Annotated in this window: 23 protein-coding genes; 17 read left to right on the top strand and 6 right to left on the bottom strand. The window is 66.5% G+C overall.

The genetic code is table 11. From position 1 onward, the window contains the following. The first annotated feature begins 101 nt into the window (after positions 1 to 101). Together bmt and BLQ71_RS25855 are read left to right on the top strand one after the other, a co-directional pair. Entirely contained in the window at positions 102 to 1,115 is a 1,014-nt protein-coding gene (bmt, locus tag BLQ71_RS00530; RefSeq protein WP_043139807.1) for a betaine--homocysteine S-methyltransferase, read from the top strand. Positions 1,116 to 1,236: 121 nt separating this feature from the next. Beyond that, positions 1,237 to 1,458: a hypothetical protein gene (locus BLQ71_RS25855; protein WP_133066110.1), complete on the top strand. Its 222-nt coding sequence runs from the start codon at positions 1,237 to 1,239 to the stop codon at positions 1,456 to 1,458. A gap of 7 nt (positions 1,459 to 1,465) precedes the next feature. Here BLQ71_RS25855 and BLQ71_RS00525 read toward each other — a convergent pair whose 3' ends face one another. Continuing rightward, a complete protein-coding gene (locus BLQ71_RS00525) occupies positions 1,466 to 2,401 on the bottom strand; it encodes a LysR substrate-binding domain-containing protein (RefSeq protein ID WP_074620338.1) in 936 nt (311 codons plus the stop codon). A gap of 115 nt (positions 2,402 to 2,516) precedes the next feature. Between BLQ71_RS00525 and BLQ71_RS00520 the strand changes: the two genes are divergently transcribed. After that, positions 2,517 to 2,789, top strand: a complete 273-nt coding sequence (locus BLQ71_RS00520) for a DUF4242 domain-containing protein (protein ID WP_043139809.1) — start codon at positions 2,517 to 2,519, stop codon at positions 2,787 to 2,789. Here BLQ71_RS00520 and BLQ71_RS00515 read toward each other — a convergent pair. After that, positions 2,786 to 3,871 (bottom strand): PA0069 family radical SAM protein, encoded by a 1,086-nt coding sequence (locus tag BLQ71_RS00515; RefSeq protein ID WP_074620337.1) that lies wholly within the window; start codon positions 3,869 to 3,871, stop codon positions 2,786 to 2,788. The genes BLQ71_RS00520 and BLQ71_RS00515 overlap by 4 nt on opposite strands. A gap of 173 nt (positions 3,872 to 4,044) precedes the next feature. Here BLQ71_RS00515 and BLQ71_RS00510 point away from each other — a divergent pair, with 173 nt between their 5' ends. From BLQ71_RS00510 to BLQ71_RS00495, 5 genes are all read left to right on the top strand, one after another. After that, positions 4,045 to 4,749 (top strand): corrinoid protein, encoded by a 705-nt coding sequence (locus tag BLQ71_RS00510; protein WP_074620336.1) that lies wholly within the window; start codon positions 4,045 to 4,047, stop codon positions 4,747 to 4,749. 89 nt (positions 4,750 to 4,838) lie between these two features. After that, the gene (locus tag BLQ71_RS00505) at positions 4,839 to 5,054 is read left to right on the top strand and encodes a hypothetical protein (protein ID WP_069209853.1); all 216 of its coding nucleotides are present in this window, start codon (positions 4,839 to 4,841) and stop codon (positions 5,052 to 5,054) included. Next, positions 5,054 to 5,371: a YbjQ family protein gene (locus tag BLQ71_RS00500; RefSeq protein WP_043139820.1), complete on the top strand. Its 318-nt coding sequence runs from the start codon at positions 5,054 to 5,056 to the stop codon at positions 5,369 to 5,371. Before BLQ71_RS00505 ends, BLQ71_RS00500 begins: the two co-directional genes overlap by 1 nt. Before the next feature lie 93 nt (positions 5,372 to 5,464). Next, the gene (locus tag BLQ71_RS26240; protein WP_162846260.1) at positions 5,465 to 5,638 is read left to right on the top strand and encodes a hypothetical protein; all 174 of its coding nucleotides are present in this window, start codon (positions 5,465 to 5,467) and stop codon (positions 5,636 to 5,638) included. Beyond that, positions 5,619 to 6,284, top strand: a complete 666-nt coding sequence (locus BLQ71_RS00495) for a DUF1638 domain-containing protein (protein ID WP_074620335.1) — start codon at positions 5,619 to 5,621, stop codon at positions 6,282 to 6,284. Before BLQ71_RS26240 ends, BLQ71_RS00495 begins: the two co-directional genes overlap by 20 nt. Before the next feature lie 3 nt (positions 6,285 to 6,287). Here the strand turns inward: BLQ71_RS00495 and BLQ71_RS00490 are convergent, their stop codons facing one another. Continuing rightward, positions 6,288 to 7,955, bottom strand: coding sequence for a divergent polysaccharide deacetylase family protein (locus BLQ71_RS00490; RefSeq protein ID WP_074620334.1), 1,668 nt, complete (start codon positions 7,953 to 7,955; stop codon positions 6,288 to 6,290). Between the two features lie 187 nt (positions 7,956 to 8,142). Between BLQ71_RS00490 and BLQ71_RS00485 the strand changes: the two genes are divergently transcribed. The 7 genes from BLQ71_RS00485 (at position 8,143) to lexA (ending at position 13,696) form a co-directional block, all read left to right on the top strand. Then, positions 8,143 to 8,724, top strand: a complete 582-nt coding sequence (locus BLQ71_RS00485; protein ID WP_074620333.1) for an anthranilate synthase component II — start codon at positions 8,143 to 8,145, stop codon at positions 8,722 to 8,724. Then, positions 8,721 to 9,740, top strand: a complete 1,020-nt coding sequence (trpD, locus tag BLQ71_RS00480; protein WP_074620332.1) for an anthranilate phosphoribosyltransferase — start codon at positions 8,721 to 8,723, stop codon at positions 9,738 to 9,740. The genes BLQ71_RS00485 and trpD overlap by 4 nt, the downstream gene beginning before the upstream one ends. Positions 9,741 to 9,751: 11 nt before the next feature. Then, positions 9,752 to 10,405 (top strand): uracil-DNA glycosylase, encoded by a 654-nt coding sequence (locus BLQ71_RS00475; RefSeq protein WP_074620666.1) that lies wholly within the window; start codon positions 9,752 to 9,754, stop codon positions 10,403 to 10,405. Continuing rightward, the gene (gene trpC / locus BLQ71_RS00470; protein WP_074620331.1) at positions 10,405 to 11,208 is read left to right on the top strand and encodes an indole-3-glycerol phosphate synthase TrpC; all 804 of its coding nucleotides are present in this window, start codon (positions 10,405 to 10,407) and stop codon (positions 11,206 to 11,208) included. The genes BLQ71_RS00475 and trpC overlap by 1 nt, the downstream gene beginning before the upstream one ends. Continuing rightward, a complete protein-coding gene (gene moaC, locus BLQ71_RS00465) occupies positions 11,205 to 11,681 on the top strand; it encodes a cyclic pyranopterin monophosphate synthase MoaC (RefSeq protein WP_043139834.1) in 477 nt (158 codons plus the stop codon). Before trpC ends, moaC begins: the two co-directional genes overlap by 4 nt. Continuing rightward, positions 11,678 to 12,844, top strand: a complete 1,167-nt coding sequence (locus BLQ71_RS00460; protein ID WP_074620330.1) for a molybdopterin molybdotransferase MoeA — start codon at positions 11,678 to 11,680, stop codon at positions 12,842 to 12,844. The genes moaC and BLQ71_RS00460 overlap by 4 nt, the downstream gene beginning before the upstream one ends. 156 nt (positions 12,845 to 13,000) lie before the next feature. After that, positions 13,001 to 13,696, top strand: a complete 696-nt coding sequence (lexA, locus tag BLQ71_RS00455; protein ID WP_043140079.1) for a transcriptional repressor LexA — start codon at positions 13,001 to 13,003, stop codon at positions 13,694 to 13,696. Here lexA and BLQ71_RS00450 read toward each other — a convergent pair. After that, positions 13,690 to 15,765 carry a ComEC/Rec2 family competence protein gene (locus tag BLQ71_RS00450; protein WP_074620329.1) on the bottom strand — a complete coding sequence of 692 codons (2,076 nt, stop codon included), beginning with the start codon at positions 15,763 to 15,765 and terminating at the stop codon, positions 13,690 to 13,692. The genes lexA and BLQ71_RS00450 overlap by 7 nt on opposite strands. A 76-nt stretch (positions 15,766 to 15,841) precedes the next feature. On the opposite strand from BLQ71_RS00450, the gene gltX reads away from it, so the two are divergent. Together gltX and gltA are read left to right on the top strand one after the other, a co-directional pair. Then, positions 15,842 to 17,257 carry a glutamate--tRNA ligase gene (gltX, locus tag BLQ71_RS00445; protein WP_074620328.1) on the top strand — a complete coding sequence of 472 codons (1,416 nt, stop codon included), beginning with the start codon at positions 15,842 to 15,844 and terminating at the stop codon, positions 17,255 to 17,257. A 79-nt stretch (positions 17,258 to 17,336) separates the two neighbouring features. Beyond that, positions 17,337 to 18,632: a citrate synthase gene (gene gltA, locus BLQ71_RS00440; protein ID WP_043139843.1), complete on the top strand. Its 1,296-nt coding sequence runs from the start codon at positions 17,337 to 17,339 to the stop codon at positions 18,630 to 18,632. 132 nt (positions 18,633 to 18,764) lie between these two features. Here gltA and BLQ71_RS00435 read toward each other — a convergent pair whose 3' ends face one another. Together BLQ71_RS00435 and BLQ71_RS00430 are read right to left on the bottom strand one after the other, a co-directional pair. After that, the gene (locus BLQ71_RS00435) at positions 18,765 to 19,541 is read right to left on the bottom strand and encodes an enoyl-CoA hydratase-related protein (RefSeq protein WP_069209860.1); all 777 of its coding nucleotides are present in this window, start codon (positions 19,539 to 19,541) and stop codon (positions 18,765 to 18,767) included. A gap of 70 nt (positions 19,542 to 19,611) precedes the next feature. Next, positions 19,612 to 20,115 carry a DUF2087 domain-containing protein gene (locus tag BLQ71_RS00430; protein ID WP_074620327.1) on the bottom strand — a complete coding sequence of 168 codons (504 nt, stop codon included), beginning with the start codon at positions 20,113 to 20,115 and terminating at the stop codon, positions 19,612 to 19,614. Between the last annotated feature and the right edge of the window lie 10 nt (positions 20,116 to 20,125).

Genomic DNA, 20,125 nt, shown 5'->3' with positions numbered 1-20,125 from the left:
GCGGCAAACAACCCTCATGACAATGATGATGATTATGAATTTGCCTCCAGTGGGCAGATGTGAAACACGCAAATCAACGACGTCCGGAAAAGGCAAGAACGATGAGCGACGCACTTTCCCGGGCCCTGGCACAGCGCGACTGGCTGCTGGCGGACGGGGCGACGGGTACCAACCTCTTCAACATGGGTCTGCAGTCCGGGGATGCCCCCGAATTCTGGAACGAGGATGAACCGGACAAGATCCGCGCGCTTTACCGCGGCGCGGTCGAGGCGGGATCGGATCTTTTCCTGACCAACAGCTTCGGCGCCAATGCCTCGCGGCTGAAGCTGCACGAGGCCGGGCACCGCGCCTATGAACTGTCGAAACTTGCGGCCGAACTGGGCCGCGAGATTGCCGATGCCTCGGGCCGCGAGGTGATCGTCGCGGGCTCTGTCGGTCCGACGGGCGAGATCATGGGCGAGGCCGGAAACCTGACCCACGAACGCGCGGTCGAGATGTTCGAGGAAACCGCCGCTGGCCTCAAGGACGGCGGCGCGGATGTACTCTGGGTCGAGACGATCTCGGCCCCCGAGGAATACAAGGCCGCCGCAGAGGCCTTTACCAACGTGGGCATGCCCTGGTGTGGCACCATGAGTTTCGACACCGCGGGGCGCACGATGATGGGCATGACCTCGGCCGACATGGTCAAGATGGTCGAGGGCCTGCCGAACCCGCCGCTGGGCTTCGGGGCCAACTGCGGCGTCGGCGCGTCTGACCTCTTGCGCACGGTGCTGGGCTTCGCCGCACAGGGCACGGAACGCCCGATCATCGCCAAGGGCAACGCCGGCATTCCGAAATACGTCGACGGTCACATCCACTATGACGGCACGCCCGAGCTGATGGCCGAGTACGCGGTCATGGCGCGCGATTCCGGTGCCCGGATCATCGGCGGCTGCTGCGGTACGATGCCCGAACACCTCAAGGCCATGCGCGCGGCCCTGGAAACCCGCGAAAAGGGCCCGCGCCCGACGCTGGAACAGATCACCGGCATGCTGGGCGGTTTCTCATCCGACAGCGACGGCACGGGCGACGACGGCCCCACCCGCGAGCGCCGGGGACGGCGTCGGCGCGGCTGACCGGACAGTGGCGGATTTCGCGTCCGCCACTTCGATCCGGATCAAGGTCTGGTTAATTCCCATGCCCTACCTTCGTCCCGCCGACCCGGATGGGATTCGGTTGGCAGGTAAGGGGTAAATCATGGCGGATCACAGATGGGTCGCGGATGTTCTGAGCGATCTTGAAAGGTATCTACAGGTCAATGGCGGACAAGCGACAAGGGCAACACTGCGCGTTGCACGGCGTGTCGCAATGGATGAGCTGGGCCTGCACGATGCAGCATTCGACGCCGAACCTGAACGCGACACAGCCCAGACCCTGGGCCGCTATGGCATGGTCCGGCTGGTCGTCGACAACGGCTAGGACCCGGTCAGACACCGAACAGCACGCGCATCCTGTCACGGTCATCGGCGGCACGGGCGCTGATCCAGTCCCGGAACTTGCGCTGAAACGGACCCAGCGGGCGCTTTTCGTACCACAACAGCCTGTGCCAGTACTGCGCCGGGACAACGGATTCCGCTCCGAAAGGCATGATCAGGGCGCCGCTTTCCACGGAATGCACGACGTCGGACAACCCGCCAAGCACCAGGCCGATCCCGGCCCGGGCAATCCTTGCTCCGCTGCCCTGCAACGCGAACTGCGGCCCGCCGCTGGCGCTGGATATGTCGATGCCGGTGGCACGGCTCCAGCCCTGCCAATCCAGCCAGGCCGCGTCCGAGGTGGGCACATCGATATGGGCGATCGGCACGGCGCCAAGATCCGTCTGGCCGGGGGACAGTTCGTAGCGGCGGGCGAAATCCGGCGTGCAGACCGGCACCACCCCACTGGGCAACAGGTCGACCGCACCGTAGCCGGGGCCGGGCGGCGCCATGAAGCGGATGGCGAAATGCACATCGGAACTGGCCAGGTCCACCACCTCCCAGCTCGTGTCGATGCGCAGGTCCACGGCACCGACCTGGGCAAAAAGATCCGGCAGATGATGGGGCAGCCAGCTTTCCGCGAAGGTCTGGGTGACGGTCAGCGCCACGCGCCGCTCGACCTGCCCCGAACAGAGCGCGTCCTGGACCGAGGCGATGCTCACGAACCCGCTGCGCAGCGAATGGGCCATCCCAGCCAGATCCTCGACCGGTTCCAAGCCTCCGGGGGTGCGCCGGAACAGCGTCCGGCCCAGCCGTTCTTCCAGCCGGCGTATCTGCGCGCTGACGGCGGCCTGCGTCACGCCCAGCTCTCCGGCTGCGCGCGCCACCGAGCCTTCGCTCAGAACGGCATCCACCGCCCGCCACGCATTGAGATGCGAAAGCGGCATGCTCCCTCGACAACATTCTGTTACCCGTCGGATAGAATAACTCATATGATCGCAGGACAGAACTGCGCTCTACTGGGGATGAGACAACAAAGTCTTGTCCACCAGGGAGGCCCAGATGAAGACCTATGTGATCGAACGCAACATTCCCGGCGCCGGGTCCATGACGCAGGACGAACTGTGCGGCGCGGCCAGCGCATCGAATGCCGCCCTGGCGAAACTGTCGCCTCGGGTGCAGTGGAACCATTCCTATGTCGCCGGCGACAAGACCTTCTGCGTCTACCTGGCAGAGGACGAGGATGCGATCCGCGAACACGCACAGTTGAGCGGCTTTCCTGCCGACACGATTACCGAGATCAAGACCCGCATCGACCCGACAACCGCCGGCTAGAACAGGCTCAGTTGGTCGCCCAATCGTGCAGGCGGGGCAAAGAGATCGCGGCGCAGCGCGGGCTGGTCGCGGTCCAGCCCCAGCGCCCGCGCGGCGCGCCGGAAACGGGCGGCCACCAGGTCGGCATAGGGTCCCTCGCCGCGCATGCGGGAAAACCATTTCGAGGAATAGACCTCACCGCCGTGCATGTCGCGCAGGTGGCCCATGATGCGCCCGGCCCGGTCGGGATAGTGTTGATGCAACCAATCCTGCCAGAGGTCGGCAACCTCCAGCGGCAGACGCAGCATGATCCAGCTGGCCGCATCCGCGCCCGCCTCTGCCCCGGCTTCGAGGATCGACTCGAGTTCCGGGTCGGTCAGCGCGGGGATCATGGGCGAGGCCATGATGCGCACCGGGATACCCGCCTCTGTCAGCCGTCGAATCACCTGCAAGCGGCGCTGCGGCCCGGGCGCGCGCGGTTCCATCCGGCGCGACAGGACCGGGTCCAGCGTGGTCACGGATATGCCCACCCGCGCCAGTCCCTGCGCCGCCATTTCCGACAGGATGTCGATGTCGCGTTCGATCAGCGCACCCTTGGTCACGATGGCCACCGGGTGCCGGAAATCGCGCAGCACCTCAAGGCAGGCACGCATGATGCCCCGGTCACGCTCGACCGGCTGGTAGGGATCGGTGTTGGTGCCGATGGCCAGCGGCGCAACCTGGTAGCGCCTGCTTCGCAGTTCGCGGGCCAGCACCTCGGGCGCGGCAGGCCGCGCCACCAGCCGCGTTTCGAAATCCAGGCCGGGCGACAGGCCCAGCCAGGCATGGGTTGGCCGCGCGAAACAGTAGATGCAACCGTGTTCGCAGCCCCGGTACGGGTTCAGCGACCTGTCGAAGGGCAGGTCCGGCGACCGGACGTAGGTGATCACCTTGCGCGGCACTTCCTCGCTGACCTCGGTCCGGAACACCCCGCCCTCTTCCGGCAGCTCCCATCCATCATGCGCATCCTCTCGTCGCAGCCGTTCGTAGCGGCCGCAGTCGCGACTCGTCGCGGCGCGGCCGCGGGCGCGTTCGGGATCGACAGGGCGGGATGGGGGTTTCATGCCGACAAGTTAGAACACAACGGGAACACTGGCAAGATTCGCGGCACTAGGGTGTCGCAGGTCGGTCCAGCTTTACCCAATGTCGCAATCCGCCAATTGAAATCTGCAGAAAACGACGAATAGTCGTTCAAACGACGGCATGCGATGCCATGCCAAGCCAAGGGAACCGCGCCATGTCCGATGAAGAAGACGACATCATCCTCTCCGAACTCGATGACGAGGAACTCGTCCAGCAGATGTTCGACGACCTCTACGACGGTCTCAAGGAAGAGATCGAAGAAGGCGTGAACATCCTGCTCGAGCGCGGCTGGGCCCCCTACGACATCCTGACCAAGGCACTGGTGGGCGGCATGACCATCGTCGGCCACGACTTCCGCGACGGCATCCTGTTCGTCCCCGAGGTTCTGCTGGCCGCAAACGCGATGAAGGGCGGCATGGCCATCCTGAAACCGCTGCTGGCCGAAACCGGCGCGCCCAAGCAGGGCAAGATGGTTATCGGCACCGTCAAGGGCGACATCCACGACATCGGCAAGAACCTGGTGTCCATGATGATGGAAGGCGCCGGCTTCGAGGTGGTCGATCTGGGCATCAACAACCCGGTCGAAAACTACATCGAGGCGATCCAGAAGGAAGAGGCCGACATCCTCGGCATGTCCGCCCTGCTGACCACCACCATGCCCTACATGAAGGTGGTGATCGACGCGATGGTCGAACAGGGCATCCGCGACGACTATGTCGTGCTGGTCGGCGGCGCCCCGCTGAACGAGGAATTCGGCAAGGCGATCGGCGCCGACGCCTATTGCCGCGACGCGGCCGTGGCGGTCGAAACCGCCAAGGAATTCATCTCGCGCAAGCACAACCAGATGGCGGCCGGCTGACATAGCTGCCGGTCGATGAGGCGGGGCCCGGGTCCCGCCTCTTTTCTTTTGCGCCCCCTGCGGTCAGAATGGATGCAGAGGGGAGTGCCATGAAACTCGACAGACTCGTACTGATCATCGTCTGCGTCCTGGCCGGCAGCGCCGTGACCTTCTGGCTCGGGATGATGCTTCTGGCCTCGTTCAGCGTTCCCTTCGCATGGCTGGCGCTGCTGCCCGCGGCGCTGGTGGGCTATATCCTCTACCGGGTCATCGCCGAACGGGTCGGCAATGCCGAAGACGACCATTACGACGGGATGAAACACTGATGCTGATCGTCACCACCGAACAGGTCGCCGGGCGCGAAATCACCGCCTCGCTTGGTCTCGTGCGCGGCGCCACCGTGCGGGCAAAACACCTGGGCACGGACATCGTCGCCGCGCTCAAGATGCTCGTCGGCGGAGAGTTGACGGGCTATTCCTCGCTGATGGCGGGCGCCCGGGAACAGGCGCTGGACCGCATGGCCGCCGAGGCCGAGGCGCTTGGCGCCGATGCGATCGTTTCCATGCGGATGCAGACCTCTGCCATCGCGAAAGGCGCCTCCGAGATCGTCGCTTATGGCACGGCGGTCAAGCTGTCGCAGTAAGCACCACCGCGCGTATTGATGCCTCAAAAGCGCGAATGGGGTTTTTCTTTCGTAACCTTTGGCCCATATTAAACAGTAAGGAAGGAGAGCCCAATGCCCGTGACATCCTTTGCCCTGCTTGTATGCGCCGTGATCGTGGCGGCTGGTCTGACGGTCTGGGCGGTGTCTTCTTTCGGGGTTCTGACGGTGGTGCCGGTCCTGCTGGCGCTTGCACTACTGGCCCGCTGGGCGCTTGCCCATGTCCCCTATGACGACAGCCGCACCTGACGCGCTTTCCGACCGTGCCCTGACAGAGGACGGGTTGCGCCCCGATGGCGAGGGTCGCATCCTTCTGCTGGCCTGCGGTGCGCTCGCCCGAGAGATCCTGGCACTGATCCGGCTGAATGGCTGGGAGCATATGGACCTCGCCTGCCTGCCCGCAATTTTGCACAACCACCCGGAAAAGATCACAGATGCCGTGCGCGCTGCGGTCGACAAGCACCGCCCCAATTACGCGCGTATCTGTGTTGTTTACGCCGATTGCGGCACCGGTGGGCTGTTGCAGGCCGCCTGCGACAAGATGGGGGTCGAGATGGTCCCCGGCCCGCATTGCTATGCCTTCTTCGACGGGCTTGCGGCCTTCGAGGCCCGCGACGAGGTCACCGCCTTCTACCTCACGGATTTCCTTTGCCGCCAGTTCGATGCCTTCGTCTGGAAACCGCTGGGACTGGACCGCCATCCGCAGCTGCGCGAGATGTATTTCGGCAATTACGAGAAACTGGTCTACCTCGCCCAGACCGAGGATGCCGAGCTGACCGCCCGAGCCGAAGCCTGCGCCGAACGGATGGGCCTTGCCTTTGAGCGGCGCTATACGGGTTACGGCGACCTGGCGCGCGTGCTGGAGGGCTGGGCCGACGCACCGGCCACCGCCTGACCCTTACTCCGCCGCCAGCGACTCGGCCAGTACGAGTGAGGTGGGAACCAGCGCGATCGTGCCGCTGCGATCCTGCAACCCCCAGAGCACCAGCGCAGAGATCGTGTCGGCGCGCAGCCGCCCCATCATGACCACCCCGCCTTCTTGCCGGGCGCGAAAGGCTGCCTGGTCCAGGGTGCGGCGGATCATCGTCGCGTCCTGTCCCTCGCCATCGAAATCGCGGAACAGCGTGACGGAGGGCACGCCGTCCTTCAGCGCCAGTTTCTGCGCCGTGTTCAGCCCCTTGGGCTGGGTGATCAACCCATGCCCGCTATCCGCAAGAAAGGCCGCAACCTGACTCGACACATCGCGGGTCTCCTGCAGGTCGCCATCCGGGTCCTCAAGCACGGCCACGACATCCGGCACCGCCCGCATCAGCCCCTCCATCGCGACCTCGACATCGGCGGCCTGGGCACCGTCGGGCATGTCCCCCAGCACCAGCACCTCGAATCCCAGGTCCCGATACCCCCGGGCCGCCGCGGCGGCGTCCGGATGGTTGGGAGAAATGGCAAAGCTCACCGGAAAGGGGAAAGCCTCCAGCCCGGAGGGGCCAAGCGGGCCACTGCCGTCGTCGATCAGCACGATGGCCATGCGCGGCACATCGCTGGCCACCTCGACCGGGGCGGCGAACCGCACCAGCGGGCTGTCCGCAGGCAGGGCTGCCAGCGCAGAGGGCGGCGCGGCGGGTTCGGTGTCTTCTGGCTCGGGGGTTGGAACAGGGGCGGCAGGCGTTGCGCGATCCACAAGCGAGCGCGCGGGTTTGCCGATGGCCGGTCCCGTGGGCTCTGGCGCGGGTTCCGTCTTTTCCAGCACGGGTTCCAGCGCCGGATCCGGAGCAAGGGTGGCCGCGCGCGGCGCATCGAGTTCTGACGCGGGCGCGTCCGGATCCGGGGCAGCGGCGGGTTCGGGCGCCTCGGGTGCAGGATCGACCGCCGCCGGGTCCACCGGTGCGGCGTCGGCCGCATCGGGCCCGTCCACCCGTTCGGTGACCAGTGCGCTGTCGCCACCGGGTACGACAGGGGCCGGCGGCTGGGCCGGGCCGGTGACGATGATCGGTTGGGCTTCGGGACGGGGTGCGCCGGGGGCCGAGGTCTTTGCCCCCGGTTTGACCGGCGCGTCACGCCCGACGGAAACCGGCGCCGCCCCATCCGGCGCGGGCGCAGCGCCCTCTGGCGCATCCGGCGCCCCGCCGACCCGGGGGGCCGCGGGTGGCGCGGTATCCGCCCCTACCGCCACGGGCCCCGAGGGCGCGGCTGGTGCCCCAGCCGGCGCAGCAGGCCGGTCGACGCCGCTTTCGGGCACCGGGCGGCGTCCCGGCTCTGACAGGTCCGGTTTCGGGTCGGCGACATCGCCCGCCTCGGGTGTCTCGACCACGCGCGGCGCCGAGGCATCGGGGGCCGGGTCATCCACTGTCTCAATGTCCGGATCGGGCTGGGCCACCGGCTTGCCGTCGGGTCCTGCATCCGGTTCCGCATCGGGTGTCTTGTCCAGCAGGCTGCTGTCCACCGCCCCGCCCGGTGGCGGCACGATGGCCGGGCTTTCGGGCAATGGCGTGTTCAGCGATACCGCCGCCAGCCCGGCCCCGGAAAAGACCGCGCCCCAGATCGCCCCAGACAGAAAACCCCGTGCCATGCTGCTCTCTCCGACCTCTTGCGCGCCTGTCCCGGCGCCTTTGTCCTGCAGTCCGGTCCCCCCGGCGGGCTTGACGCCACCGGGAGGGCCTGCGCATGTATACCGCGACGTGGCCCCGGGCCGCCAGCCCCCGATCACGTCCCCGCTCTATAGACCTGTAAACGTTAGTCCAAAGGCGACCCGCGCCATGCTGCTCCTGATCGATAATTACGACAGTTTCACATACAACCTCGTCCATTTCCTGGGCGAGCTGGGCGCAGAGGTACAGGTCTGGCGCAACGACGCCCTGAACGTGCAAGAGGCGATGGCGCTGAAACCCGAGGGCATCGTGCTGTCCCCCGGCCCCTGCGACCCCGACCAGGCGGGCATCTGCCTTGCCCTGACCCAGGCCGCCGCCGAGGTTCGCATGCCTCTGCTGGGCGTTTGCCTTGGGCATCAGACCATCGGTCAGGCCTTTGGCGGCACGGTCGTGCGCCATGACGAGATCGTGCATGGCAAGATGGGCGAAATCCATCACCAGGGCGAAAGCGTGTTTGCGGGCCTGCCCTCGCCGCTGAAAGCCACCCGTTATCACAGCCTGGTGGTGCGTCGAGCCGACCTGCCCGACAGCCTCAAGGTGACGGCGGAACTGGCCGATGGCACCATCATGGGCCTGATGCACCGCGAGCTGCCCATTCACGGCGTGCAGTTCCACCCCGAATCCATCGCCTCGGAACATGGCCATGCCATGCTCCGCAACTTCCTCGACGCGATGAAGGTGCCGGCATGAGCGACGATCTTCGCCCCCTCATCGGCACCTCTGCCGACCGCCCCCTGACCCGCGCCGAGGCCGAGACCGCCTTTCAGATCCTGTTTGACGGACAAGCCACCCCCGCCCAGATCGGCGGGTTGCTGATGGCGCTGCGCACGCGCGGCGAAACGGTGGACGAATACGCTGCCGCCGCCGCCGTCATGCGCGCCAAGTGCAACAAGGTTGCCGCGCCCACGGGCGCGATGGACATCGTCGGTACCGGCGGTGACGGCAAGGGCACGCTGAACATCTCGACCGCCACCGCCTTTGTCGTGGCCGGTGCAGGTGTGCCGGTCGCGAAACACGGCAACCGCAACCTCTCGTCCAAGTCCGGCGCGGCGGATGCGCTGGGACAGATGGGGATCGAGGTCATGATCCCCGCCGACAAGGTCGAAAAGGCGCTGGCCGAGGTCGGGATCTGTTTCATGATGGCGCCCATGCATCACCCGGCGATGGCCCATGTCGGGCCGGTCCGGACAGAACTGGGCACGCGCACGATCTTCAACATCCTCGGGCCACTGACCAACCCGGCGGGCGTCAAGCGCCAGTTGACCGGGGCCTTTACCCGCGAGCTGATCCGCCCGATGGCCGAAACCCTGGGCCAGCTTGGCAGCGAGCGCGCCTGGCTGGTGCATGGGTCGGACGGCACGGACGAGCTGACCATCACCGGGGTCAGCTGGATTGCGGCGCTGGAAGAGGACGGCAGCATCCGAGAGGCCGAACTGCACCCCGAGGATGCAGGCCTGTCCGTGCACCCCTTCGAGGAGATCGTCGGCGGCACGCCCGAGGAGAATGGCCGCGCCTTCCGCGCCCTTCTGGACGGTGCGCAATCGGCCTATCGCGACGCGGTTCTGCTGAACGCCGCCGCCGCGCTGACCATCGCGGGCAAATCCGCCGACCTGCGCGAGGGCGCGGCGCTGGCGCGGGAAAGCATCGACAGCGGTGCAGCGCTCGGCAAGGTGCAGGCGTTGGCAAAGGCGACGCAGGCGGCGTGACCCACGCCGCCCTGACGCCGCCCGACAACTGGCGCCACCTGCCCTTTTTCGTGCAGGATCTGCCCCGGATCGCGGGGCAGCTTGCACAAAGAGACGCGCAGGTGCTGCCGCCGGCCCATCAGGTCTTTGCCGCGCTCGACGCCTGCCCGCCGGACCGCACGCGGGTGGTGATCCTGGGCCAGGACCCGTACCCGACGCCGGGCCATGCTCATGGACTGGCCTTTTCCGTCGAACCCGACGTGCGCCCCCTGCCCCGGTCGCTGAACAATATCTTCAAGGAGATGACGGATGACCTCGGCGCCTGCCCCGATTCCGGCGACCTGCACTTCTGGGCCGAGCAGGGCGTGCTCCTGCTCAACACGGCGCTGACGGTCGAGGCGGGCAAAGCCGGGGCCCATGCGAAACTGGGCTGGGCACGACTGACCGAACAGGTGCTGGCCGCGCTGTCGGACCGTCCCCGGGCCTTCCTGCTCTGGGGCGGTCACGCGCAAGGGTTCGCAAGGCACATCACCGGCGGCGACCACCTTGTCCTGTCCAGCGCCCATCCTTCGCCCCTCTCCGCGCGCCGGGGCTTTTTCGGCTCGCGCCCCTTTTCCCGCATCAACGACTGGCTTAAGGACAAGGGCCAGACGCCGATCAACTGGACGACGCCCAAGGGACCGTGATGACCACCACCATTCTCGACAAGATCAAGGCCTACAAGCTGGAAGAGATCGCCGCCGACAAGGCCGCCAAGCCGCTCGGCACGGTCGAGGACGAAGCCCGCGCCGCGCCGCCGGTGCGCCGTTTTGCCGGTGCCCTGATGGATGCCGCCGAGAGCGGTTACGGCCTGATCGCCGAGATCAAGAAAGCCTCTCCCTCCAAGGGCTTGATCCGCGAGGATTTCGACCCCGAGGCACTGGCGAAAGCCTACGAGGCGGGGGGCGCCACCTGTCTCTCGGTGCTCACCGACACGCCCAGTTTCCAGGGCGCCAAGCCCTTTCTGACCGCCGCCCGCGCGGCCTGTTCGCTGCCCGCGCTACGCAAGGACTTCATGTACGACACCTACCAGGTGGCCGAGGCCCGCGCGCTTGGCGCCGATTGCATCCTGATCATCATGGCCAGCGTCAGCGACGCGCAGGCCGCCGAGCTGGAAGATGCCGCACAGAGCTGGGGCATGGATGCCCTGATTGAGGTACACGACGGCGAAGAGCTCGACCGGGCGCTGGCGCTGAACTCACCCCTGATCGGGGTCAACAACCGCAATCTCAAGACCTTCGAGACCACTCTGGACACCACGCGGACCCTGTCGAAACGCCTGCCGGAGGACCGTTTCCTGATTTCCGAATCCGGCCTGAACACGCCCGCTGACCTCGCCGACATGGCCGGGCACGGCGCGCGCGCCTTCCTGATCGGCGAAAGCCTGATGCGCCAGTCGGACGTGGCTGCCGCCACACAGGCGCTGCTGAAGAACCCGGTGCCGGCATGAGCGGGCTGAGCCACTTCGACGACCAGGGCAACGCCCATATGGTCGATGTCTCGGACAAGCCGGTGACGGACCGTATCGCCACCGCCGAGGGCCACGTCACAATGGCGCCCGAGACCTTTGCCATGATCACCGAGGGCCGCGCGAAAAAGGGCGACGTGATCGGCGTGGCGCGGCTGGCGGGCATCATGGGCGCCAAGAAGACGCCCGAACTGATCCCGCTTTGCCACCCGTTGCCCGTGACCAAGGTCACCGTCGACCTGACCCAGGACCCGGACCTGCCCGGCCTGCGCATCATCGCAACGGTCAAGACCTCCGGCCAGACCGGGGTCGAGATGGAGGCGCTGACCGCTGTCTCGACCGCCGCGCTGACGGTCTATGACATGGTCAAGGCGGTGGACAAGAACATGCAGATCGGCGGTATCCGCGTTCTGTTGAAAGATGGCGGCAAATCGGGGCGTTACGAGGCGAAATGATCTCCGTTTCCGAGGCGCTCGACCAGCTTTTTGCCCTTGCCGCACCCCTGCCGGTGGAAACCGTCCCGCTGGTCCAGGCCGCGGGCCGTGTGCTGGCCCGGCCCGTCACGGCGCGCCGCGATCAGCCGCCCTTTCCCGCCTCGGCGATGGACGGTTATGCAGTGGCGGAGAGCGCGCCGGGACAGAGGTTGACCGTGATCGGCGAAAGTGCCGCCGGGACCCGTTTCGAAGGCAGCGTCGGCCCTGGTCAGGCCGTGCGCATCTTTACCGGCGCCCCGGTCCCCGAGGGCGCCACGCGCATCGTCATCCAGGAAGACGTGACCCGCGACGGCGAGAGCATCACGCTCCATGACGATCTGGACGAAAATCCCTATATTCGGCCCGCTGGCACCGATTTCCGCATCGGCCAGACGGTCGAGGCGCCCCGGCTCCTGACCCCGCAGGACGTGGCCCTGCTGGCGGCGATGAACATTGCCGAGGTGCCCGTCACCCGAAAACCGCGCGTCGCACTGATCTCGACCGGGGATGAGCTGGTGATGCCGGGTGACACGCCCGGCCCGGACCAGATCATCGCCTCGAACACTTTTGGCCTGCACGCGCTTTTGCGAGACCTCGGCGCGGAACCCCGCATCCTGCCCATCGCCCGCGACACGTCCGAGTCGCTGATCCACGGATTTTCACTGGTCGGGGACGCGGATCTGGTTGTCACCATCGGCGGCGCCTCGGTCGGGGACCATGACCTGGTGGCGCGCGTGGCCGGAGAACTGGGGATGGAACGGGCCTTTCACAAGGTCGCCATGCGTCCCGGCAAGCCGCTGATGTCAGGCCGGTTGCAGGGTGCCATGATGGTGGGCCTGCCGGGCAATCCGGTGTCTGCGATGGTCTGCGGTCACGTCTTCCTCGCCCCCGTGATCCGGGCAATGCTGGGGCTGGGCACCGCACCCGCGCCCCGGCTTACAGCCCGGTTGAGTGCCCCGCTCACGCAGAATGGCCCGCGCGAACACTACATGCGCGCGCAACTGGACGGCGACGGGATCCGGGCCCTGGACCGTCAGGATTCCAGCCTACTCAGCGTCCTGGGCAAGGCGAACGCGCTGCTGGTGCGTCCCGTGGGCGATGCGGCACGCCAGATCGGCGATACGGTGGACTACCTGCCCCTGTAGCGCCCTCCGCGCGGCGCCTCACAGACCATCAAGGACAGGGTATTCCCTGCGCCCGGTTGACGCCAATGCGCAACAGGGCGCAGGGCTTATCCACATGATCGTTGACACAAAACATGAACAGCCATAGAACAAAAGTTAACAATTGTGGGGCTGAGCATGCTGACCAAGAAACAACTCGACCTTCTCGACTTCATCAACAAGCGGATGACACGTGATGGTGTCCCTCCCAGTTTCGACGAGATGAAAGACGCGCTCAACCTGCGATCGAAATCCGGCATTCACCGACTGATCACCGCGCTGGAAGAGCGCGGCTTCATCCGCCGCCTCGCCCACAGGGCGCGCGCAATCGAGATCGTGAAACTGCCCGAAAGCCTTGGCGGCCAACCTGCCGGGTTCTCACCCAAGGTGATCGAGGGCGACCGCCCCGACAACCGGCCCTCGGGTGCCTTCGACCTTGGACCGGCGACCCTGGCCGAGCTGCCGCTGGTCGGCAGCATCGCCGCCGGTCGCCCGATCGAGGCGATCAACGATCCCGCGCCGGGGGTCTCTGTCCCCGGGCAGATGCTGCACGGCCAGGGCCGCCACTACGCGCTTGAGGTCAAGGGCGACTCGATGATCGAAGCAGGTATCAACGACGGTGACGTGGTGGTGATCCGCGAGACCTCGGATGCCTCGGACGGCGACATCGTCGTGGCCCAGATCGAAGGCTACGAGGCTACGCTGAAACGGTTCCGCCGCAAGGGCGACATGATCGTCCTCGAGGCCGCGAACCCGATCTACGAACCGCGCGTGCTGCCGCAGGGGGCTGTCACCGTGCAGGGCCGTCTTGTCGGCCTGATCCGCACCTACTGATCCGCAACCGCAGAGCGCGCCAACCGTACCGGTTCCGGCGCGCCACCGTGCCAGAGCCTGTGGCCTGAAAGGTCACGGTCCGTCACCACCTGCACACCGCCCCTCAGCCAGACCGCGACGGATCCGCTCTCTTCGAGGCGCGGCGGGTCGAAGACCTCGCAGCCGCCCGGCAGGCTCAGCGCCACGCTGGACACCACGATCTGACCCGAATGGCAGCTGGTGACGCTGCGCGCGGCGCGCTTGCCCTGCAGGTGCAGGATCTCGAGATCCCCGATAGCGGCCCGCGCCACGCGACCCTCGACCGGCACGGGCCAGAGCGCCGCCGCCTCGGGCTGCACATGACCCAGCCCGTCGTTTTCCAGCCAGACCCCCGCCACGAATCCGGAACCGCGGTCGCGCGACAGCGCCCGCCCCTCCGGCAGCATGATCCCCACCAGCGTGCCACTGTCCGAGATCAGCACCCCGGGCCTGTCGGTTCCCACCCAAAGCACCACCGCCAGGCCCAGTGGCGCCAACCCGGCCAGCCGCCCACGGCCGCGCCAAAGGCACAAGAGCAGCCCGCCAAGGGCAATCAGCGGCAGCACCCAGGAACCGGGTGCCACGACATGTCCGACAGAGCCTTCCCAACCCGCCACCGTATGCGCAACGCCCAGGATCCAGCCCAGTCCCAGCGCCATAAGTTCCAAAGCGATCCAATCCAGCCCCAGGGGCATCAGCAGCGCCGCCAGCACCGCCAGCGGCACCACCCAGACCCCCATGACCGGCACGGCCACCAGGTTCGCCAACAGCCCATAATGTGCCACCTGGTTGAAATGTGCCATACCCACCGGGGCCGTCGCAGCCCCTGCCACGGCCGAGGACACCACGACCGACAGGATCGGCGCGATCCAGCGTGGCCAATTGCGGTCGCGCTGGAGCAGGCTGAACTGTTCAAAGACCGCGACCAGCGCGGTCGTGGCGGCAAAGGACATCTGGAACCCCGGCCCCAGCAGCGCCTCGGGCCGCATCACAAGGACCACCAGCGCCGCAATGGCCACGCTGCGCAAGCTCAATGCCCGGCGGTCCAGCATAAGCGCGCAGAGCGCCGCCGCCACCATGATGAAGGCCCGTTCCGTCGCCACGTTGCCACCCGAAAGTGCAAGGTAACCCGCGGCGGCCAGCAACGCACCTAGGGCCGCCAGCTTCTTGCCGGGCCAGTGATGGCGCGCGTGACGCGGCAGAATCAGGGCCAGCCGCAGGGCCGCGAACACGAAACCCGCCAACAGTCCCATGTGCAGGCCCGAGATGGCCAGCAAATGCGCCAGGTTGCTGTCCCGCAAGGCCTGCAACGTATCCTGCCCCATGCCGGAACGGTCCCCGGTCATGATCGCGGCGGCAAAGGCGCCCCGTTCTCCCGGCAGGGCCGCCTGGACCCGTGCTGACAACCACAGCCGCATCCGCGCCACCGGCAGGCCCTCGCCCGCCTCTTCCAGTAGCAAGACCGGCGAGCGCGTATAGCCCACGGCCCCCAACCGCAGGAACCAGGCGTGGCGGCGGAAATCGAACCCGCCGGGTTCGACCGCGCCGCCGGGGGGCGACAGGTGCCCGGTCAGGATCACCACCTGGCCCGGACGCGGATCGAGATAGCCCTGTGTCCCGTGCAAGGAGACCCGCACCCGGTGTGGGGTCTCGTCCGGGTCCATGCGTTCCAGCACCACCCGGTCCAGCGTCAGCCGCAGCGCGTCCGAGGCAGAGCGGTCGATCTGGATCACGCGTCCCTCGATCGCGCCGTAGTACCGGAAATCCAGCACCGGCCCGGCCACCTGCTGCGCCCGGACACCCGCCAGAGCGAACCCGGCCGCCGCCAGCGCAACCGCGCCCAGGAGCGGCCCCCAAAGCGGTCCGGCGCGATGCTGGACCAGGGCAAGACAGCCAAGCCCGCCACAGGCCCAGAGCACCGCCGCCGAAGGCTCGGCGCGGAGCGCGAAATAGACCCCGATGCCGGTTGCCAGGCAAACCGGCGCCCAGGGAAATAGATGGCCGCGTTGCCCCAGGAGGAGGGCGGCCAGCCACGTCAGGACCTGACCCATGCTTGCCCCCCGTTGGGCGGCTCGTTAAGGAACGGCAAAGCCTAGCCCCGATGCCGTTATGAAAAGGTTAACCAAGATGTCCGACGCCCAGGTCGTCACCCGCTTTGCCCCCTCGCCCACCGGTTTCCTGCACATCGGCGGCGCCCGCACCGCGCTGTTCAACTCGCTCTATGCCCGGGGCCGTGGCGGCAAGTTCCTGTTGCGGATCGAGGACACGGATCGCGCGCGCTCGACCCCCGAAGCGACAGAGGCAATCCTGCGCGGGCTGGACTGGCTGGGACTGGACCATGACGGCGAGGTCGTAAGCCAGTTCGAACGCGCCCCCCGCCATGCCGAGGTTGCCCATCAGCTGCTCGCCAAGGGCGCGGCCTACAAGTGTTTCTCTACGCAGGAAGAAATCGAGGCCTTCCGCGAAGCGGCCCGGGCCGAAGGGCGCTCGACGCTGTTCCAGAGCCCCTGGCGCGATGCCGATCCCGCCACGCATCCGGACGCCCCCCATGTTGTCCGCCTGAAAACACCGCAGGACGGCGAGACGGTTATCGAGGACCAGGTTCAGGGACGCGTCACCATCCGCAACGACCAGCTGGATGATATGGTGCTGCTGCGCTCGGACGGGACGCCGGTCTACATGCTGGCCGTCGTGGTCGACGATTTCGACATGGGCGTGACCCATGTGATCCGGGGCGACGACCACCTCAACAACGCCGCGCGGCAGATGGGCATCTATGCCGCGATGGGCTGGCCGCTGCCGGTCTACGCGCATATCCCCCTGATCCACGGACCGGACGGCAAGAAACTGTCTAAACGTCATGGCGCGCTTGGCGCCGACGAATACCAGAAGATGGGCTACCCGGCGGCGGGCATGCGCAACTACCTGGCGCGGCTGGGATGGAGCCACGGCGACGACGAATTCTTTACCGATGCGCAGGCGCAGGAGTGGTTCGGCTTGGACGGGATCGGCAAGTCGCCGGCCCGGTTCGATCTCAAGAAACTGGAAAACCTCTGCGGCCAGCACATCGCGATCAGCGACGATGCTGCACTGCTGCAAGAAATCGAGGCGTTTCTTGCAGCCATAGGCGAATCCGCCCTGACCGCGACGCAGCGTGACGGATTGCTTCGTGCGATGTATTGCCTCAAGGACCGGGCCAAGACACTGCCGGAACTACTTGAAAAGGCGCATTTTGTTTTGACGGATACGCCAATTCAGCCGGATGAGAAGGCATCGAAGAACCTTGACACGGTATCCCGTGGTATACTGGCCTCGTTGACGCCGCACCTGCAAGATGCTAGCTGGTCCCGAGACGAACTGGAGGCGGTTCTGAACCGTTTCGCCGAGGATCAGGGGACCAAGTTCGGCAAGCTGGCCGGCCCGCTGCGGGCCGCTCTTGCCGGACGCGCCGTGACGCCTTCGGTCTTCGACATGATGCTCGTCCTGGGCCGCGACGAAAGCCTTTCGCGCCTGGCCCGGGCCGCGGCCGAACAAGAGGGCTGAAGCCCCGGACCGGCCATGTGACTTCAACCGGCAGGGCCGTCTCACGGCCCCGCTTCACGATATAAGAGGGATGACAAGCATGGCTGAGACCAGCAAGACCGCGACGCTTTCGATCGACGGCAAGGATTTTGAACTGCCGATGCATTCGCCGACCGCCGGTCCGGACGTGATCGACATTCGCAAGCTCTACGGCCAGGCCGGTGTCTTCACCTACGACCCCGGTTTCACCTCGACCGCCTCCTGCGATTCGACCATCACCTTCATCGACGGCGACAAGGGCGAGCTGCTGCATCGCGGCTACCCGATCGACCAGCTGGCTTCGAAATCGCATTACCTCGAAGTCTGCTTCCTGCTGCTCTACGGCTACCTGCCCAAGGCCGATGAACTCGAGAACTTCGAGAACACGATCACCCGTCACACGATGATCCACGAGCAGATGTACAACTTCTTCCGGGGGTTCCGGCGGGACGCGCATCCGATGGCCGTGATGGTGGGCGTGGTCGGCGCGATGGCGGCCTTCTACCACGACTCGACCGACATCAACGATCCGCGCCAGCGCGAGATCGCATCGCACCGCCTGATCGCCAAGATGCCGACGATCGCCGCGATGGCCTACAAGTATTCGGTCGGCCAGCCCTTCGTCTATCCGCGCAATGACCTGGATTACGCGGCGAACTTCCTGCACATGTGCTTCTCGGTCCCGGCCGAAGAATATGTCGTCGACCCGATCCTGAGCCGCGCGATGGACAGGATCTTTACCCTGCACGCCGACCACGAGCAGAACGCCTCGACCTCGACCGTACGCCTGGCCTCGTCCTCGGGTGCCAACCCCTTTGCCTGCATCGCCGCCGGCATCGCCTGCCTCTGGGGCCCGGCCCACGGTGGCGCCAACCAGGCCTGCCTGGAAATGCTCAAGGAAATCGGCTCGCCCGAGAACATCCCCGAGTACATCGCCCGCGCCAAGGACAAGAACGACAGCTTCCGCCTGATGGGCTTTGGCCACCGGGTCTACAAGAACTTCGACCCGCGCGCGAAGGTCATGAAACAGTCCGCCGACGAGGTGCTGGACCTGCTGGGCGTCGAGAACAACCCGATCCTCGCCACCGCCAAGGAACTGGAGAAACAGGCGCTTGCCGATCCCTATTTCTCCGAGAAGAAACTGTTCCCGAACGTCGATTTCTACTCGGGCATCATCCTCGAGGCGATGGGCTTCCCGACCTCCATGTTCACGCCGATCTTTGCGCTGTCGCGCACCGTCGGCTGGGTCAGCCAGTGGAAGGAAATGCTGAACGATCCGCAGAACAAGATCGGCCGCCCGCGCCAGCTCTACCTGGGCGAGACCATGCGCGACTACGTCGACATCGAAAACCGCTGAAGGCGGGACAGATCAAAATGAAAAGGCCCGGGCACACCGCCCGGGCCTTTTCCATTGGCCCCCTCGCTGTTTCTTTGGGCCGAAAAATACCTCCGGGGGAGCCGAAGGCGGGGGCAGAGCCCCCTGCAGGCCTCACCGCCCCTCGTAAACCGCCGGGCGCTTTTCGTGAAAGGCCACGACCCCCTCCTTGAAGTCCCGCGTCTTGCCGCATTCCCCCTGCAGTTTCGACTCGACACCCAGTTGTGCCTCCAGGTCGTTGTCGTACGAGGCGCGCAGGGCCTGTTTCACACGCGCATAGGCCGCCGTCGGCCCCTGCGCCAGGTGCCGCGCGCGCGCCGCGACATGGGCGCCAAAGACGTCGTCGGCCACTGCTTCCCAGATCATGCCCCAGGCATCCGCCTGCGCCGCCGTGATCTTTTCGGCGAACAGCGCCGCGCCCATTGCCTTGGCCAGCCCCATCTGCCGCGGCAGCAACCACGTGCCCCCCGCATCCGGGATCAGCCCGATCCGGGTGAAAGCCTGCAGGAAGAACGCCGATTCCGCCGCGATCACCACGTCAGCCGAGAGCGCAAGGTTGGCGCCCGCCCCCGCCGCCGCGCCGTTCACCGCGCTGATGGTCGGCACCGGGCAGTCATAGATCGCCCGCAGCATCGGTACGTATTCGTCACGCAGGGTCCGCTCCAGATCCAGGTTGGCGGCATTGCCGCCATCGCCCAGGTCCTGCCCCGAACAGAACGACCGGCCGGTGCCCGTCAGCACGACAACCCGCGCCTCGCGCCCGCCACGCTCGACCGCATCGGTAATCTCGGCCCGCATCTGGGTGTTCAGTGCGTTCATCACGTCTGGCCGGTTCAGCGTCACGGTGGCGATGTCCTCGGCCACTGCGTAGGTGATCATGTCATATTGCATGGGTGTGCTCCCTGTAACCTTGGCGGCATCAAACATCGCAGCCGGGGGAATGGCAAAGCCAAACGCCGCGTCACGGGCGCAACACGCGGGCGATCAGGGCACGCGCCTCGGCGCTGGGACGCCGTTCCAGCCGGACATAGGCACTGCCGTCCCGCTCGCGCCGCAAAAGCCCGTGTTCGATCATCGCCCGGCGGATCTGGGCCGCATCGCGAAAGACGCAAAGCCTGTCGATCCGGGCACTGATCTCACGTTCCGTCCAGCTGGTGTCCGGCGGTAGCTGCGCCCAGACCACCCAGAGGCAGAGGCCCTGTACGGATGTGCGCCCTGGCCAGTCCGTGAACCGGGCCGCATCGTCAAAGAACCGGGCGGCGCGGGCAACCGCGCGGTCGTCCAGAGGCTCTGCCGGGCTGTCGCCCAGCCGCGCGCGCATGTGCTGGTAGTTGCGATAGCCCGCAGCGCGGGCAATCAGCCCCAGCATCTCGAGGTGCGAGGGCGGGTTGTCCAACCCTGCGCGCAGGGACTTGGCAAAGGCCGAGAGATCGGGAATGGTCAGGGCAATGGGATCACGAGACATGATGTCCTCC

The sequence above is a fragment of the Antarctobacter albus genome, assembly GCF_900101505.1.
Lineage (GTDB): Bacteria > Pseudomonadota > Alphaproteobacteria > Rhodobacterales > Rhodobacteraceae > Antarctobacter > Antarctobacter albus.
This window is presented reverse-complemented; position numbering and strand designations above follow the sequence as displayed.

Bases quoted from the DNA above. Each gene is read 5' to 3' on its own strand.
- bmt (WP_043139807.1), top strand. From the start codon at position 102: ATGAGCGACGCACTTTCCCGGGCCCTGGCACAGCGCGACTGGCTGCTG.
- BLQ71_RS25855 (WP_133066110.1), top strand. From the start codon at position 1,237: ATGGCGGATCACAGATGGGTCGCGGATGTTCTGAGCGATCTTGAAAGG.
- BLQ71_RS00525 (WP_074620338.1), bottom strand. From the start codon at position 2,401: ATGCCGCTTTCGCATCTCAATGCGTGGCGGGCGGTGGATGCCGTTCTG.
- BLQ71_RS00520 (WP_043139809.1), top strand. From the start codon at position 2,517: ATGAAGACCTATGTGATCGAACGCAACATTCCCGGCGCCGGGTCCATG.
- BLQ71_RS00515 (WP_074620337.1), bottom strand. From the start codon at position 3,871: ATGAAACCCCCATCCCGCCCTGTCGATCCCGAACGCGCCCGCGGCCGC.
- BLQ71_RS00510 (WP_074620336.1), top strand. From the start codon at position 4,045: ATGTCCGATGAAGAAGACGACATCATCCTCTCCGAACTCGATGACGAG.
- BLQ71_RS00505 (WP_069209853.1), top strand. From the start codon at position 4,839: ATGAAACTCGACAGACTCGTACTGATCATCGTCTGCGTCCTGGCCGGC.
- BLQ71_RS00500 (WP_043139820.1), top strand. From the start codon at position 5,054: ATGCTGATCGTCACCACCGAACAGGTCGCCGGGCGCGAAATCACCGCC.
- BLQ71_RS26240 (WP_162846260.1), top strand. From the start codon at position 5,465: ATGCCCGTGACATCCTTTGCCCTGCTTGTATGCGCCGTGATCGTGGCG.
- BLQ71_RS00495 (WP_074620335.1), top strand. From the start codon at position 5,619: ATGACGACAGCCGCACCTGACGCGCTTTCCGACCGTGCCCTGACAGAG.
- BLQ71_RS00490 (WP_074620334.1), bottom strand. From the start codon at position 7,955: ATGGCACGGGGTTTTCTGTCTGGGGCGATCTGGGGCGCGGTCTTTTCC.
- BLQ71_RS00485 (WP_074620333.1), top strand. From the start codon at position 8,143: ATGCTGCTCCTGATCGATAATTACGACAGTTTCACATACAACCTCGTC.
- trpD (WP_074620332.1), top strand. From the start codon at position 8,721: ATGAGCGACGATCTTCGCCCCCTCATCGGCACCTCTGCCGACCGCCCC.
- trpC (WP_074620331.1), top strand. From the start codon at position 10,405: ATGACCACCACCATTCTCGACAAGATCAAGGCCTACAAGCTGGAAGAG.
- moaC (WP_043139834.1), top strand. From the start codon at position 11,205: ATGAGCGGGCTGAGCCACTTCGACGACCAGGGCAACGCCCATATGGTC.
- BLQ71_RS00460 (WP_074620330.1), top strand. From the start codon at position 11,678: ATGATCTCCGTTTCCGAGGCGCTCGACCAGCTTTTTGCCCTTGCCGCA.
- lexA (WP_043140079.1), top strand. From the start codon at position 13,001: ATGCTGACCAAGAAACAACTCGACCTTCTCGACTTCATCAACAAGCGG.
- BLQ71_RS00450 (WP_074620329.1), bottom strand. From the start codon at position 15,765: ATGGGTCAGGTCCTGACGTGGCTGGCCGCCCTCCTCCTGGGGCAACGC.
- gltX (WP_074620328.1), top strand. From the start codon at position 15,842: ATGTCCGACGCCCAGGTCGTCACCCGCTTTGCCCCCTCGCCCACCGGT.
- gltA (WP_043139843.1), top strand. From the start codon at position 17,337: ATGGCTGAGACCAGCAAGACCGCGACGCTTTCGATCGACGGCAAGGAT.
- BLQ71_RS00435 (WP_069209860.1), bottom strand. From the start codon at position 19,541: ATGCAATATGACATGATCACCTACGCAGTGGCCGAGGACATCGCCACC.
- BLQ71_RS00430 (WP_074620327.1), bottom strand. From the start codon at position 20,115: ATGTCTCGTGATCCCATTGCCCTGACCATTCCCGATCTCTCGGCCTTT.